The sequence below is a fragment of the Bradyrhizobium sp. CCBAU 51627 genome (assembly GCF_028128765.1).
Lineage (GTDB): Bacteria > Pseudomonadota > Alphaproteobacteria > Rhizobiales > Xanthobacteraceae > Bradyrhizobium.
The window spans coordinates 1-16540 of sequence record NZ_LBJG01000008.1 but is presented as its reverse complement, the minus strand read 5'-3'; the positions used below and the strand labels follow the sequence as shown (position 1 = coordinate 16540).

Annotated in this window: 10 protein-coding genes; 9 read left to right on the top strand and 1 reads right to left on the bottom strand. The window is 64.3% G+C overall.

Translation table 11 applies throughout. The features are described from left to right. Nucleotides 1-25 precede the first annotated feature (25 nt). Both XH88_RS05380 and XH88_RS05375 read left to right on the top strand, forming a co-directional pair. A complete protein-coding gene (locus XH88_RS05380; protein WP_271614381.1) occupies nucleotides 26-1675 on the top strand; it encodes an FGGY-family carbohydrate kinase in 1650 nt (549 codons plus the stop codon). Between the two features lie 2 nt (nucleotides 1676-1677). Then, nucleotides 1678-2613: a carbohydrate kinase family protein gene (locus tag XH88_RS05375; protein WP_271614380.1), complete on the top strand. Its 936-nt coding sequence runs from the start codon at nucleotides 1678-1680 to the stop codon at nucleotides 2611-2613. A 6-nt stretch (nucleotides 2614-2619) separates the two neighbouring features. Here XH88_RS05375 and XH88_RS05370 read toward each other — a convergent pair whose 3' ends face one another. Continuing rightward, the gene (locus tag XH88_RS05370) at nucleotides 2620-3507 is read right to left on the bottom strand and encodes a LysR family transcriptional regulator (protein ID WP_271614437.1); all 888 of its coding nucleotides are present in this window, start codon (nucleotides 3505-3507) and stop codon (nucleotides 2620-2622) included. 123 nt (nucleotides 3508-3630) lie between these two features. On the opposite strand from XH88_RS05370, the gene XH88_RS05365 reads away from it, so the two are divergent. From XH88_RS05365 to XH88_RS05330, 7 genes are all read left to right on the top strand, one after another. Further along, nucleotides 3631-5064 (top strand): amidase, encoded by a 1434-nt coding sequence (locus XH88_RS05365; RefSeq protein WP_271614379.1) that lies wholly within the window; start codon nucleotides 3631-3633, stop codon nucleotides 5062-5064. 75 nt (nucleotides 5065-5139) lie between these two features. Then, on the top strand, nucleotides 5140-6090 hold the full coding sequence (locus XH88_RS05360) for an ABC transporter permease (RefSeq protein WP_271614378.1): 951 nt from the start codon (nucleotides 5140-5142) through the stop codon (nucleotides 6088-6090). A gap of 47 nt (nucleotides 6091-6137) precedes the next feature. Continuing rightward, complete coding sequence (locus XH88_RS05355; RefSeq protein ID WP_442868415.1) at nucleotides 6138-6980, top strand: ABC transporter permease; 843 nt, start codon at nucleotides 6138-6140, stop codon at nucleotides 6978-6980. 2 nt (nucleotides 6981-6982) lie between these two features. Then, nucleotides 6983-7996, top strand: a complete 1014-nt coding sequence (locus tag XH88_RS05350; RefSeq protein WP_271614376.1) for an ABC transporter ATP-binding protein — start codon at nucleotides 6983-6985, stop codon at nucleotides 7994-7996. Beyond that, the gene (locus XH88_RS05345) at nucleotides 7993-8997 is read left to right on the top strand and encodes an ABC transporter ATP-binding protein (RefSeq protein ID WP_271614375.1); all 1005 of its coding nucleotides are present in this window, start codon (nucleotides 7993-7995) and stop codon (nucleotides 8995-8997) included. The genes XH88_RS05350 and XH88_RS05345 overlap by 4 nt, the downstream gene beginning before the upstream one ends. Before the next feature lie 57 nt (nucleotides 8998-9054). After that, nucleotides 9055-10548, top strand: a complete 1494-nt coding sequence (locus XH88_RS05340; protein WP_271614374.1) for an ABC transporter substrate-binding protein — start codon at nucleotides 9055-9057, stop codon at nucleotides 10546-10548. Nucleotides 10549-11332: 784 nt separating this feature from the next. Continuing rightward, on the top strand, nucleotides 11333-16540 hold a 5208-nt coding region (locus XH88_RS05330), incomplete at its 3' end, for a beta strand repeat-containing protein (RefSeq protein WP_271614373.1).

Below are 16540 nucleotides of genomic sequence, written 5' to 3'. Positions count from 1 at the left end.
CCGACGGAAGTGACCGGGAGTGACTATGCCGCGAGCGTATATCGGCGTCGACGTAGGGACCACGAGCACGCGAGCAGGGGTATTTGACGAGGCGGGAACGCTGCTCGCGACCGCCAGGCATCCGATCCGGATCTGGCATGAGGCCGGTGACATCGTCGAGCAATCGTCGGAGGATATCTGGCGAGCCTGTGTCAATTCGGTGCGGGCGGCGATGGCGGAAGCGGCCATTGCGCCGGACAGCGTCGCCGGCATCGGCTTTGACGCGACCTGTTCGCTGGTTGTCCTCGACAGGCAAGGCGGGCCGCTCACGGTCAGCGCTTCGGGTGAGCCGCAGCGCAACGTCATCGTCTGGATGGATCATCGAGCCATTGCAGAAGCGCGGCTGATCAACGAGACCGCCGACGATGTGCTGCGCTATGTCGGCGGCTCGATCTCGCCCGAGATGGAGATGCCGAAACTTTTGTGGCTGAAGCGGCACTTGCGCGCGAGCTTCGACGCTGCCGGGCATTTCTTCGATCTGGCGGATTATCTGACCTGGCGCGCCACCGGCTCGCTGCAACGTTCGACCTGCACCGTTACCTGCAAATGGAACTATCTCGCCCATGATGGCGGTGGCTGGAGTGCGCCGTTCTTCAAGCGTATCGGTCTCTCCGACTTCGTGAGCGAGACATATGCTCGCATCGGCACCGAGATCGTCGCCCCCGGCACGCCGCTCGGCGCCGGTCTCACCCGAGCGGCCGCCGCCGATCTCGGCCTCTCGGTTGGCACGCCGGTCGGCGCCTCGTTAATCGACGCGCATGCCGGCGGCATCGGCGCGATCGGTGGCCGTGACGGATCGCGCGGAACGACCGACGTCACCGATCGCCTCGCCTACATCATGGGAACGTCGGCCTGCATCATGGCGACGACGAAGGAGCCGTGCTTCGTGCCCGGCGTCTGGGGTCCCTATTATTCCGGCATGGTGCCGGAGTTCTGGCTCAACGAGGGCGGTCAGTCCGCCGCGGGCGCGGCGATCGACCATCTCCTCAAGTCGCATCCGGTCCATACGGAAGCGAGCGTGGCGGCGAAGAGCGAGGGCGTCGACCTCATCGAATTCCTCGAGCGCCGCATCATCGCGCGCGCAGGTGACGCCAGTCGGGCCGCGCTGCTGGCCCGTGACGTCCATGTGCTCCCTGAGTTCATCGGCAACCGCTCGCCCTATGCCGACCCCAACACCCGCGCGGTGATCGCAGGCCTCGATCTCGACACTGACGTCGGCTCGATGGAGCGGCTGTTCGTCGCAGGTCTTTGCGGGCTCGCCTACGGGCTGGCCGAGGTGATCGAGGCTTTTGCCGCCCATGGCGTGCGCGCCGGCATCATGATCATGGGCGGCGGCGCCAGTCGTAGCCCTTTGGTGCGACAGATCATGGCTGATACCACCGGTCTCACCGTGGCGTTGCCGCAAACCAGGGAGCCGGTGCTGCTGGGCGCTGCGATGTTAGGTGCCGTCGCCGGCGGCGCCTATGCCTCGATCGGTGAGACCATGGCAAAAATGTCGGCGCTCGGACGCAAGAGCGAGCCGACCACGCCCGACATGGCGGCGTTTCACACCAGGAAGCGCGCGGTGTACAAGCTGTTGCGCGAGGTTGATCGCGGCAGCCGTGCAGCGATGCGCGATATCGTCAAGGGCCAATAGACATGCTGATCTCCTGCGGCGACGCGCTGATCGATTTCGTACCGACGAAAAACGCCGACGGCCGCGAAGCCGTGATGCCGGCGGTCGGCGGCTCCTGCCTCAACGTCGCCATCGGGATCGCGCGACTGGGCGCTCCGACCGGTTTCGTCGGCGGCATCTCGACCGACATGTTCGGTCGCATGATCGCCGACCATGCCGCTGCGTCGAACGTCACGCTTGATCTCGCGACCCGCAGCGACCACCAGACCACGCTTGCCTTCGTCCGCATCGTCGCCGGCGAGTCGCATTACGCCTTCTATGACGCCGACACCGCGGCGCGAAATTGGACGTTTCGGCGCGGGAGCATCCCCTTTGATGCCGTCGAAGCCGTGCATGTCGGCTCGACCACGCTGGTCAACGACCAGGGTGCAGCGGAAACCAAGGCCATGCTCGCGGATGCGCAGGCGTCGTCAACGATCTCCTTCGATCCGAACTGCCGCCCCAACCTCGTCAAGGACAAGCCGGCCTATCTCGCGCGCATGACCGAATTCGCGAGGGGCGCCGACCTCGTCAAGATGTCGGATGTCGACTTCGCCTATCTCTTCGGCGAGGAGCATTATCAGCAGCGCGCGAACGCGATGCTGGGGCAGGGCACCAGCCTCGTCGTCATCACCCGCGGTAACATTGGCGCAGTCGCCTGGCACGCAAAGACCGGGCAGGTCGAAGTCGAGGCGCCGAAGGTCACCGTCGCCGATACCATCGGCGCGGGCGACAGCTTTCAGGCCGCATTGCTGTTTGCCCTGCACAAGCAGGGTCGTCTCGTCAGGCAGCAACTCAAGGACATCGGCACTGAGGATCTCCGCCGCGCGCTGTCCTTTGCCGCCAACTGCGCCGGCCTAACCTGCACCCGTCCGGGCGCCGATCCGCCCTGGAGTCACGAGATCAACTGGAACTGGTAGGCCGCCTCACAGCCGCGCGACGATCTTCTCGGCGCATTTCAGAAATCTGGGGATCAGCGGGCTTTGCGAGTCCCGACGCCAGCATACCGCGATATCGATGGAATCGGCCGCGTCCCGTAGTGGCCGGAATACGAGGCCGCGCGGCGCGCCGAGCTTGGCGCAGGCGGGCAGGATCGCGAAGCCTTCGCCCGCGAGAACAAGGCTCATCGCCGAATGTGCTGTCTCTACCCGGCTCGCGATCGGCATCACGATCCGATGCCGCCGCAGCAGAGCCGCGACTGCGGAGGAGGCAGGGTCCCGCTCCGGCGGCGGCAGCGCGATCAGAGGACGGCCCTGCAACCGCGCCATTGGCACGGCACCGAGCCGCGCCAGCGGCGAGCGGCGGGGCATCGCCAGCATGAAGCGTTGTGTGCCGATCCGCGCCACCTGGACTTCAGGGTGGTGGATCGCCGGCATGCACAGCGCCACCGTGACGCTGCAGTCGAGCAGCCGCGCCTCGCGCGTCGATGCACTGAGGTCGACGAAATCGAGATCGACGCCGGGAATGGATCGCCGCAGCTCGGGGATCAGTCTCGGCAGCACGGCGTTCGCGAGCACGAACATGTAGCCGACCGAGATTCGCCCGCGCCGTCCGGAAGCGACTGCCCGCGCGGCTTCAGCCCCGTCGGCGGCGAGCGCCAGCGCTTCGCTGGCGCGCGTCATCAGCGCCTGGCCCGCTTCCGTCAGATCCATGCCGCGTGTACCGCGGCGAAACAGTGCTGCGCCGATCTCAGCTTCCAGCTTCCGGATCTGGACCGAGAGCGGCGGCTGCGCCATCCGCAACCTCTCGGCAGCCTTGCCGACGCTGCGCGCCTCGGCCACGGCCACGAAATAGCGGAGCCGGCGAAGATCCATAGGCATACCGAAACCGTATGGGTTGATCATCAAAATCGTATTGGACGCCGAGTTAACAAAACTGTCATTCTCCTTGTCAATGCAGGGGGCCAATGGCGGCCCGCTTCGGAGCATGATCTGACGATGAACGGCGATCCCTGCCTGCTGTCCGCAACCGAATTGCGTCGCCTGATCGCGAACAAGCGGATTTCTCCCGTCGAGATCGTCCGCGCCGTGCTCGCGCGGGCCGAGGGGCTCCAGCCCAGGCTGAACTGCTTCATCACGATCTGTGGCGACGAGGCAATGGCCGCGGCGCGCGAAGCCGAGCGCAAAGTGATGGCGGGCGAACCGCTCGGACTGCTGCATGGCCTGCCCGTGACGGTCAAGGACATCGTCAACACCAAAGGCGTGAAGACCACGTTCGGTGCCGTCCCATATAAAGACAACGTGCCAACGGAGGATGCCGTCGCTGTCGCAAAGCTGCGCAGCGAGGGCGCGATCCTGATCGGCAAGACCACGACGCCGGAGTTCGGCAGCAAGTGCCTGACAGACTCGCCGCTGTTTGGCCGCACCCGCAATGCGTGGGACGCGCGGCGCTCCTCCGGCGGCTCCAGCGGCGGCGCCGCGGTGGCAGTGGCGAGCGGCATTGCGCCGCTGGCGATCGCGACCGATGGCGGCGGCTCGACGCGCATTCCCGCCGCCTGCAACGGCGTGGTTGGCTTGAAGCAGAGCAACGGCGTGATCGCGCACAGCCAGGCGCTCGACGCGTTCGGCAACCAGACCTATGTCACGCCGACCACGCGCAATGTCGCCGACACCGCCTTGATGATGCAGGCGATGGCGGGCGAGGACACCTGCGATCCCTGGTCGATTGGCGTGCCGGTGCCCGATTTCGTCGGCACTGCGAGCCCGCGCGGCGATCTGCGTGGGCAGAAGATCCTGTTCTGCGCCTCGCCTCCAGGACGTCCGGTGTCGTCGGATGTCGCGACCGCCTTCAAAGCGAGCCTCGATCGGCTCGCAAATCTCGGCGCTGAGCTCGAGGAGTTTTCCGGGGAGGGCTACGACGTCGAGCCGATCTGGCGCGCCATCAACCACACCGTCTGGCGCTCGCGCTTTTCGAAGCTGGTCGCCGAGCATGCGGACGCCCTGAGCGAATCGTTTGTCAAGCAGATCGCGCTGGCGACCAATGTCAGCGGCGTCGACTATCAGGAGGCGATGTTCGCGCGCACGGCGCTATTCCGGCGTGTGCAATCCCTGCTGGCGCGCGGGCATTTCTTGGCGATGCCGACTATCACCCGCACGGCGCTCCCGATCGACCAGGATCTGTTCGGCAGCGTCGAAATCGATGGCCAGCAGTTTGACAGCGTCCGGCCGCATTGGTTCCCCTGGACCATGCCGTTCAACATGACCGGCCACCCCGCGATCAGTCTGCCTTGCGGCTTTGGCCGCGACGGCCTGCCGATCGGGCTCCAGCTCGTCGGTCGTTTTCGCCGTGACGCGGAATTGCTTCGTGTCAGCGCGCTGTTCGAAGCCTCGAGTGACCTTCTCTCCCTCTGGCCGGTTCAAAGGGGTCTATGATGGGTCGCAAAGGGCTTGCGTCGGGCGTCTGGACATGTTGATCGTGCCGCCGATGAGCCCTGAACCCGACCGCGCATGAGTGTATTTGTCCTTCGACGTGTCCTGACATTGCTGGCGACGCTGGTCGGCGCTTCCGTGATCATTTTCCTGGTGCTGGATGCGCTGCCGGGCAATGCCGCGCAGATGCTGATGGGCGCCGACGCCTCGGCCGACGCGGTCCGCGCGCTCACCGTCAAGCTCGGGCTCGACCAGCCGCTGGCGGTCCGCTACCTGCAATGGATCAAGGGGCTCCTCGTCGGCGATCTCGGCAATTCCTATGTTTACGGTACGCCGGTCGCAAGCCTGATCGCGGAGCGGTTGGTGCTGACCATTCCGCTCGCGATCATGTCGATGTTGATCACGGTGGTGCTGGCGCTCTCGGCCGGCATCTACACCGCCGCCAACCACAACAAGCTGGGCGATGTCGGTGTGATGTCGCTGACGCAAGTGGGCATCGCGTTGCCGAATTTCTGGTTCGCCATTCTCCTGGTCCTGCTGTTTGCCGTGCGGCTGCAATGGCTCTCCGCGGGCGGCTTCGCCGGCTGGGATGACGGCATCTGGCCAGGGGTCAAATCGCTGCTGCTGCCGTCGATCTCGCTGGCGGTCGTGCAGGCCGCGATCCTTGCCCGCGTCACCCGCTCGGCGGTGCTGGAAGTGCTGCGCGAGGATTTCGTCCGGACCGCGCGCGCGAAGGGGCTGGGCAAGCGCGAGGTGCTGTGGAGCCACGTGCTGCGCAACGCCATGATTCCCGTCATGACGGTGATGGGTCTGCAATTCGCCAATCTGCTCGCCGGCACCATCGTGATCGAGAACGTATTCTATCTGCCGGGCCTTGGCCGCCTGATCTTCCAGTCGATCGCCAACCGCGATCTGATCGTGGTGCGCAATTGCGTGATGCTGCTCGCCGCCATGGTCGTCATCGTCAATTTCGTGGTCGACGTGCTCTATGCCTTCATCGATCCCCGCATCAAGGTGCACGACCTGTGAGCGCGCAGCTTTCCTCTCCGCTTGACGCGTCGGTCGCAACGCCCCCCTTGCCGGCCCGGACGTTCTGGGGCCGCGCGCTACGCCATCGCAGCTTCGTGCTGGGCGGTGCGCTCAGTCTGCTGGTGGTCGCCTCGGCGCTGCTCTCGCTGGTGTGGACGCCGTGGTCACCTTACGAGATCGACATCGCCTCGAAACTTCGACCACCGTCAGCGGCGCACTGGCTCGGCACCGATTCCTTCGGTCGCGATATCGTCTCGCTGCTGCTCGCGGGTGCGCGCTCGACCATCCTGGTCGGCATCATCGCGGTCAGCATCGGTCTTACCTTCGGCGTCTGCCTTGGCCTGATCGCCTCGGCCAGGCGAGGCTGGACCGAAGAGATCATCATGCGCTTCTCCGACTTCACCTTCGCCTTTCCCGCCGTGCTCTCGGCCATCATGCTGGCCGCCGTCGCTGGGCCGGGCATGGTGACCTCGATCATCGCGATCGGCATTTTCCAGATCCCGACCTTGATCCGTCTGACGCGCGGCTCGGCCAATGCGATCTGGGCGCGCGAATTCGTGCTGGCAGCGCGCGCCTCGGGGAAGGGCGCTTTCCGCATCACCATCGAGCATGTGCTGCCAAACATCCTGTCGATCCTGATCGTGCAGGCGACGATCCAGTTTGCGCTCGCGATCCTCGCCGAAGCCGCGCTGTCCTATCTTGGCCTGGGCACCCAGCCGCCGCAGCCGTCCTGGGGCCGCATGCTGAACGATGCGCAGACCATGCTGTTCCAGTCGCCGATGCTCGCGGTCTATCCGGGCGCGGCGATCGCGATCGCCGTGCTCGGCCTCAACCTGCTTGGCGACGGCTTGCGCGATCTGCTCGATCCTCGACTGGCGCGGGAGCGGTGACAATGGCTGATCCCGCGACCATGCCGCTGATCGAGGTCGACAATCTCGGCGTCTGTCTCAACACCAGCCGCGGCCCGGCGCAGGCGGTGCGCGGCGTCAGCTTTGCGCTGAAGCGCGGCGAGACGCTGGGACTGGTCGGCGAATCCGGCTGCGGCAAGTCGGTCACGGCGCTGTCGCTGATGGGGTTGCTGCCTGACAGTGCGGTTGTCACTGGCAGCATCAAGCTGGATGGACGCGAGCTTGCGCGCCTTCCGGATGCGGAGTACTGCAAGCTGCGCGGCAACCGCATCAGCATGATCTTCCAGGAGCCGATGACGGCGCTGAACCCGATGCACACGATCGGGCATCAGATCGCTGAGCCGCTGCGACGTCACAAGAAATACTCCGCCGCACAGGCGCGCAAAGAAGCGATCGCCTTGCTCGGCCGTGTCGGGCTGCCCGATCCGGCGAGACGTGTCGACGCCTATCCGCACCAATTCTCGGGCGGTCAGCGCCAGCGCGTCACCATTGCCATGGCACTCGCCTGCGAGCCGGACCTGTTGATCGCGGACGAGCCGACCACCGCGCTCGATGTCACCATTCAGGGCCAGATCCTCGATCTCATCGCCGATCTCGTCGAGGAGCGCGGCATGTCGATGATCCTGATCTCGCATGATCTCGGCGTCATCGCCGAGAACGTGCAGCGCATGATGGTGATGTATGGCGGCACCGTGGTCGAGAGCGGACCGACCGACGAAGTGTTCCGCCGCATGGGACACCCCTACACGCAAGGCCTGTTTCGCGCGCGCCCGAAGCTCGGCGCGCGCAAGGGGGCGCGGCTGACGACGATCTCGGGCACGGTGCCGGAGCTCGCCGATCTGCCGGCGGGCTGCACCTTCGCCGATCGATGTCCGCTCGTGATCGATGCGTGCCGGGCGGCGCTGCCGGCGATGGTCGGGGTCGGATCCGGGCATGGGGTGCGCTGCATCAGGACCGATGTGTCCATGGCTGCAAGTGTCGGAGCGTTGTCCGCATGACCGCAGCACCTCTTCTCGACGTCAGAGATCTCGAGCAGCGCTACACGCTGCCGCGCGAAAGCCTGTTCCGTCCGCCCGGCCAGGTGCGCGCGCTCAATGGCGTTAGCGTGCAGGTCGAGGCCGGCAAGAGCCTCGGCATCGTCGGCGAATCCGGCTCGGGCAAGTCGACCTTTGCGCGCGTCGTGATGGCGCTGGAGCGGCCGACCGCGGGCGAGGTCACGCTGCTCGGCCGCGATCTCAACCGCATCTCGCCCGATGAACTGCGCCGCGCGCGGCGTGATTTCCAGATGGTGTTCCAGGACCCCTACGGCTCGCTCGATCCGCGCCAGACCGTTGCGCGCATCGTCGCCGAACCTCTCACCGTGCTTGACGATGCCGACCGCACGACGTTCCGCGATCGCGTCGCGGCGGTGCTGAAGCAGGTCGGCCTGCGCGAAGCGGACATGGACAAATATCCGCACGAATTCTCGGGCGGGCAGCGCCAGCGCATCGCCATCGCGCGTGCGCTGATCACCCAGCCGAAGCTGATCGTCGCGGACGAGCCGGTCTCGGCGCTCGACGTCTCCGTGCAGGCGCAGGTCCTGAACCTGATGCAGGACCTCCAGGAGCAGTTCGGCCTCAGTTACATCCTGATCAGCCACGATCTCGCCGTCGTCGATTATCTCTGCGACGAGGTCGCCGTGATGTATCTCGGCCGGGTCGTCGAGCAGGGGCGGCCGGAGGATTTGTTCGAGCGCCGCGCCCATCCCTATACGCGGGCCCTGCTGGACGCCGTGCCGCGGGCACGCGCCGGTGGCGGCCGGCGCCGGCGGGGGGCCCAAGCGATCGCCTCGCAATCGGCGGCAGCCAGCGGATGCCCCTATGTCGCGCGCTGCCCGCTCGCCGACCAGCATTGCCGGGCGGTTCCGCCCTTGCTACGCAGGGTGGGCGAGGGACACCTTGTCGCCTGCCACAAGGCGGAGGCCGCGATGGCATTGCCGCAGGTGGCGCTGGAAGGTTAATGTCGGCAACGGGATCAGCGTAGTCCCAAAAGACAGAGGAAGGCCGGGGAGTTGGGCATGTTGAAGAAGCTATCGATCGTCGCTTTTGCCGCCGCATTGGCCGCGGCGCCGCTGCCGGTGCTGGCGCAGGGCAAGAAGGACAGCGTCGTCACGGGCATGACGCTCGAGCCGCCGGGGCTCGATCCCACCAACGCCGCGGCTGCCGCGATCGCCGAGGTCACGCTCTACAATATCTACGAGACCCTGACCAAGATCAACGAGGACGGCTCGGTCTCGCCGCTGTTGGCCGAGAGCTGGACTGCGTCGCCTGACCTGAAGACCTATACGTTCAAGCTGCGCAAGGGCGTCAAATTCCAGAACGGTGAGGCCTTCGATTCCGCCGCGGTGAAGTTCTCCTACGAGCGCAACGCGGCCGCGAACAGCACCAACAAGGACAAGAGCCTGTTCCAGGCCTTCGAGAAGGTCGATGCGCCCGACGCCGGCACGGTCGTGATCACCTTGAAGAATCCCGAGCCGAACCTGCCGTTCCTGCTTGGGCAAGCGAGCGCCTCGATCGTGGAGCCGAAGAGCGCGGCGACCAACGTCACGCAGCCGGTTGGCACCGGCCCCTATCAGCTCGGCGCCTGGGCCAAGGGCTCGTCGATCACGCTGAACAAGTGGGCCGACTATCGGAACGCCTCCGCGATCAAGCTGTCGAAGGTGACGATCCGCTTCATCTCCGATCCCGCCGCGCAAGCCGCGGCGCTGCTCTCGGGTGACGTGGACGCATTTCCGCGCATCGCGACCCGCGTTGTCGCCCAATTCAAAGCCGACCCGCGCTTCACCGTGTTGATCGGCGGTTCGAAGGCCAAGACCATCGTGGCCATCAACGAAAAGAAGAAGCCGCTCGACGACGTCAGGGTGCGCCGCGCGATCCTCGCCGCGATCGACCGCAAGGCGATGATCGACGGCGCCGTCGAAGGCTTCGGCACGCCGATCGGCAGCTTCTACACGCCGGGGTCGCTCGGCTATGTCGACACCACCGGCATCAACCCCTACGACCCCGAGAAGGCGAAGAAGCTGCTGGCTGAGGCCGGCGTCACCACGCCGCTCGAACTCAGCCTGAAGCTGCCGCCGCCGCCTTACGCGCGGCAGGGCGGCGAGATCCTCGCAGCCCAGCTCGCCAAGGTGGGCATCAACGCCAAGATCGAGAACGTCGAGTGGGCGCAGTGGCTGTCGCAGGTGTTCGCCCCCAACGGACCGCACAATTACGACCTCACCATCGTCTCCCATGTCGAGCCGTTCGATCTCGTCAAGCTGACCGAACCCGACTTCTATCTCGGCTACAACAACGAAGCGTTCAACGCGCTCTACAAGCAGATCGTGTCGACGCCCGACGAGGCCGGCCGGGCCAAGCTGCTCGGCGACGCCCAGAAGATGCTGGCAACCGACGCGGTGGCCGGCTTCCTGTTCCAGCCGCAATGGCCCACAGTCATCAGCAAGAAGCTGAAGGGCGTCTGGAAGGAAGTCCCGCAGTTCGAGAACGACTTCTCGGCCTGGTCCTGGCAGTAGGGACCCGCCAGCGGTCGAACTGTCGCTGCTGCAATGGCCTCTTCCCCAGCGGGAAGAGGCCATTCGTTTTGGTCCCTGAAAATCTGAAAACAACCCCATGCACCGTACAAAGGGGCTTGAAAGCTCTGGAGAAATTTCGGACTTGACGAAAAGACTTGTCCCGTCGGGCAAAACACCGGCATAATGTCAAAATCGGAAATTCAGCAGTAATTGACCGACTGACATTTGCTGATCGTGGGTTCAGCGTCACGATCGAAGTGGCGCGGGCCGGCGAGGCGGGCAGGGGGCGGTCCTCGCCTCGGAAGTGAGGGCGCTGGCGACGCGGATGACGAAGGCGATGGAGGAGATTTCAAGCCAGATCACCGAGGTGCAGCCGGCGACGCGCGAGGCGGTCGTTGGCGCCACCGTTGATCGCTTCCGGTCGAACGTTGCGGCTTAGGGCGCCGCGGGGACTATCGGCGCTCCACATCTACCCGAGCTTGTCGACGAGCAGGCACCGGACACTGTTGTCCAAATTCGAGTTCGTTGACTTGGATCGGGTCGGTCGATGTCAGGAATGGGAAGATCGACTGCAGCCCCCCAATTCGCACTATCGCGTGTCATGGGCTCTGGAGCCTTCACCCGAACGGGTGGTTGCGGCTGATTGCCGGATCGGCTAGCTATATGACATTTAATTCAATTGTTTCCGATGACGAACGGCTAGTGAGAGGGCGCCCGGCGATATTGTAGCGGCGGGCCTATCGCGGATCTAACCGCAGTTCGGGGACATAGCCGGATCAACTCGATGGCCGTCGTCCTGAACTCCGTTAGTCTGCACAATTACGCCATCGACCACGATCCGACTTATGGCGAGGTCAGGATTAGCGCCACGTGGAGTGGCATCCCGGATGGCGACGTTTACGACTGGGCCGTCAATGGGTCTCCCATTGACACTGCGTATTTCCAGCCGAGCGCCGCGGGCACTTACACCTTCACGGTCACGGACGTCACGACCAACACGACTTCCAACTCTCTCTCTTTCACGATTCCTACCGAAGTCACCCCGTCACTCGATTCGGTTTACCAAGTAGACACGGGTGAGAACTACCTGGTTGCCGGGTACGCACAAACGCTGGGATTCGGCGGCAATAACCTTTTGCCTGGCGGCACCCTTTCGATCACGGGTCCAGGACTTACGACGCCGATCCGCGGCGGATATTTCACCCCCACACAAGCTGGAACGTACAATGTGGTGTTCCTGAGCCCTTATGGGACGCAGCACTCGAATTCCGTTTCTCTTACCGTCGTCGCGGATTTGCAGCCTCAGATCAGTACGGTTACGACCAACATTGTTGCTGGCGCTTATCATGATGCGGTGAAGATCACCGGAAGCAACTTCCAACCCGGCGACGTGGTCAACGTCGTCGGGCCCAACGGAACGTCTGTCGCCTACTATCGACTTTCCTTCGGCTACGTGGGAACGAACGTTCCGCTCCCCGGGCTCTATTCCAACAGCACGGAAATCGATTTCGCTCTCAATGCCCCCGCTGCCGGAACCTACAGCGTCGAGGTGGACAGTCCTGACGGCACGATGAAAGCCAACGCGTCGTTCACGGCAACGCAACAGACCACACCGCAGATCGCGACACTGACCGGCCTCAACGCGGACTACTTCTCGTCTGACAATATCAACCAGATGATGGTGGTGCACGGCACTAACTTCCAGTCCGGCGCGTGTCTCGAGTTCGCCGCGCAAACAAACGCCAACGACCAAACGTACCGCGTGATACCGACGTTCGTCTCGAGCACCGAACTCGATTACACGTTCAACGCCGCGACCATGCCGGGGATTCCTAACTATTCAGCGGGCACGGTTCCCGCGAGCGACACATGGACTGTTGATGTCCTCAACCCCGGCGGGGGGTTCTCGGACATTTCGAACAGCCTCACGTTCCACACGAACCCTGGCAGCGATCCCAATCCGTACCAGCGCATCACGGTCGCATCGGGAGGCGTGACCTTCAACCTTGACTTCGTCAAAGCGGATCAACCAACGACAGCATTCGAACAGGCAGTCGAGTCGGCCGCATCGATCGTGTCGTCCGCGATCCACGACAGCATCACGCTCAACATCATCGTCGACAACCTCGGAACCGGCAATTCATACGGTGGCTCGGACAACGGTCAGAGTGTCGCCTACTCGACGATCGCCAACTACTTGACGGCGCAAGGCGAGCCCGGCGCGGGCAGCCTGCCGAGTGGAACGACCTTCAATGGGCAGTCCAGTTTCTACGTCGCCAACGCCCAGCTCAAGGCGATGGGCTTGCTGAGCCCGCAAGATGCGAAGACCGACGACGGTAAGATCACGATCGCGACCGATGCGCCCGCCGCCGATCTGGTCGCGCTCGCGATCCACGAGCTGACACATGCGATGGGCCGCACGACGGGAGATGGCCCCTTCAGCTTCTATGACATCAATCCATTCACAAACCACCACGCCTTCTCGCTCGACGGCCAAACGGTGCTGGCCTGGTATGGCGCCAATGACGGCGCCGACTTTCTCAACGGCTATCCATATGCGGGTGACGACCTAAGTACACTCACACCCGAGGACGTGTTCGACTACGGGACTGATCCCAGCACGAACCAATACCTCTCGACCATCGATCTAGAGCAGATGGGTGCGATCGGGTTCGACACCTCGAAGACAACAAATCCCGACGTCGTAACGGAAACTGCGCCGAGTTCGATCTTCACGACCGTGGGCCAGTCATTTCGGTTCACCGGATCAAGTGCCGTCCAAGTTGTCGATGCGGGCGCCAAAAGCGACACGATGACGACGACGGTCACGGCGACTAGCGGCGGCAAAATCTCGGTCTCGGCAAATGGTGGCGCCACCGTATCCGGTTCGGGAACGACGAGTCTGACGATCACGGGGACGCTGAGTCAGGTCGATGCCACGCTGTCGACCCTCGCCTACACCAATTCGGCCGCCGGAAGCGATACCGTCAGCGTCGCGACGACCGATTCGGTGAACCAGAGCTCGGCCACGCGCGCGATCAGCGTCACCCAGTTCGATACCCGGCCCTACGTCCTCACGGTGACGGGCGGCAGCTTCAGCTACAATTCGTCGTCGAACCAGATGGCGGGGAACGGGACGGTGAACATCGCCCTGAGCGCCACCCCGAGCGCGCCGCTGGTGACCGCGCAGGGCGCATCGGCGACGTATGACAACAGCAAGTTCAGCGCGTCCGGGACTTTCTATGAAGATGTCTCTGGCCACGGCTATGCGCTGTTTCAGGGGACGCTCGCCCTGCCTTACACCGGCAGCTCGACCTCGAAGCTGACGGACAGCGGACCATTTGCCGGCAAGTTCGATCTCGGCGGCCTGGCTGTCACCTTCAACCAGCTGACCTTCGAGACCGGAGCGGTGCTGGCCGGCTTTTCGGTGGCGCTGACACTGCCGGGGTCCAGTAGCAGCATCACCCTGACCAGTCCGGCCGGAATCAACTACGGCCTCCTGTTCAACAGTTCGGGCGTGCAGTTGAACTTCGGCGGCACACTGGCGCTGCCGAACGTGGCGCCGGCCAATGTCTTCGGCCTGTTCACGGGCTCGCTGACCAATGCCTCGCTGTCCTACCTTGCGGCCAGCGATACGCTGCAGTTGCAGGGGACCTTCACCGCCAGCCAGATCCTCGGCTCTGCGCTGCAGGCCACGGTCAACTTCAGCGGCAACAACTCGATCCAGTACCAAAACGGCACGCCGTTCTTCAACGGCAGCCTCACCATCACCGGTCTGAGCGGTTCACCGGCGGGTTTTGGCATCAACGAGATCGACCTGTCGGTGAACACGCGGGCGCAGACGTTCTCCGGCGCGCTGGCATTCACCATGCCGTTCGGCGCCAGCGTCACCAAGGACGAGGTGACGCTCGAAGGCTCCTGGTCCGCCCACGGGCCGGTGATCAATTCGGTCGGGGTCAGCTTCAGCGGCCTTTCGATCCCGGTGCCGCTGGAGCCTGCGCTGATCTGGACCAGCGCCTCGGTCTCGGTCACCAACATGTTCACTCCGAAGACGCCGACGACCTTCAGCGGCAGCCTCGGCTTTAGCTTCGGCCCCCAGCTGGCCGGCAACTCTGTCGGCACGCTCACCCTGCAGGGCTCCGGCTCAAGCCAGCAACTGACCGGGTCGGCCAATATCCAGCTCGTGCCCTACAGTTTCGTCAGCAATATCGCCGGGGGCAGCCTCAGCGGTTTGCAGTCGATCTTCCCGCTGTTGTCCTCGACCGACCAGGTCACCGTCAACTTTGCCAATTCCAGCTTCGAGAACTTCTTGTTCTCGGGGACGACGAGCATTCTCGGCAACTTCATCACGACCAGCCAGAGCTTCAGGGCGGATGCCGATCTCGATTTCACCATCGCCGGCAATGCGACGGTCAATTTCGCCAACAGTGCGCTTGCCAAGCTGATCAACACGGTCGGGCTGAGCTTCGGCGCTTCCGAGACCACCAATTACCTCGTCAAGTATTCCGCCAGCGCGGCGCTGTCGGCCGACTACGCAGCAGCCTGGTTCCAGGACACGGTGTCGTTTGCAGGGCGTTCGGTCAATTTCACGCTGGGCGTGGAAGCGACCTTCGGAGGGACGGTGTCAGTTCTTTACGCGGCCCCGACGGGAGGCGCTGCGGCAACGCCGGCCGCCGCGGGCCAGACGGCGCAGCCCGCGATCAGCGCCGTCGATACCTACCTGTTCCTGACGGCGAGCTGGACCAACGCGGCAACGCAGCCGGTCACCGTGACCGTCACCGATCCGAACGGCAATGTCATCCCGCAGGCGAACTTTGCGGCAAACGGCATCGCGGTCGTATCGGCGCTGACGACGTCCTATCAGGAGACGCTTGCGGTCCAGGATCCCGTCGCGACTGCCGGCTGGCATGTCAGTGTCAGCAGCGCGAGCAGCCTCGGCACCGTGACTGTCACCACCAGCCTTCCGGATGCGACGCCGACCATCTCCGGACTGTCTTTTGGCAGCCTCGGCGCAAACGGCAACCTGAGCTTCCAGTACACGGTCGCCAACGCAGGCTCCTCGACCGTCTCCCTCTATGCCGACCAGGACGGCATCAACTTCGACGGCGTTCTGCTGGGCCAGAGCACAGGCCTCAGCAATGGAAGCAATTCCACCACCGTCAATCTCAACACGCTTGGTGCCGGCCAGTGGCACTTCTACGCCCTGATCAGCGACGGCATCAGCGCGCCCGGCGAGATCTACGCCCCCGGGACGCTTGCCATTTCTGCCCCCACAATCACCGTGACCAGCGATCCGTCCGCCAGGGCCGGGCAGACGCTCGCGCTGTCGAGCCTGGTAGCGGTCAACGATCCTGCCGGTGTCGGCTATCAGCAGCTGCAGTTATGGGATTCCAACGGCACGGCTGCGGGCGGGCAGTTCGTCATCAACGGATTGTCCCAGTCAGGCGGCCACGAGATCGATCTCGGCCCCGCGGATGCCGCCACGACAGTGTTTCAGGTGGGTACAGCGGTTGGCACCGATACGATCTGGGCGCGGCTTCTGGAGAACAACGGCGTCACCACCGACTGGCAGGCATTCACCGTGGGGGTCACTGCTCCGACCCTCAACGTCACCAGCATCAATGCTGGCAAGGGACAGGTCGTCAACCTGTCGAACCTGGTGACGATCTCCGACCCCGGCCATCTCGGCTACCAGAAGCTGGAGCTGTGGGACAGTAACGGCACGGCAGCGGGCGGTCAATTCGTGGTCAACGGTGCGCCCCAGACCGGCGGCCATGAGATCGACGTCACGCCGGCGAACGTCGGAACCACGGTGTTCGACGTAGGCACGGCCGGCGGCACCGACACGCTGTGGGCGCAGCTGTTGCAGAACGACGGAAGCGTGACCGGCTGGCAGAAGTTCACGGTCGCGGTCTCAGCTCCGACCCTTTCCGTCACCAGCAATGCGGCAGCGCTCAAGGGGCAGGTGCTCAATCTTTCCACGCTCGTCAGC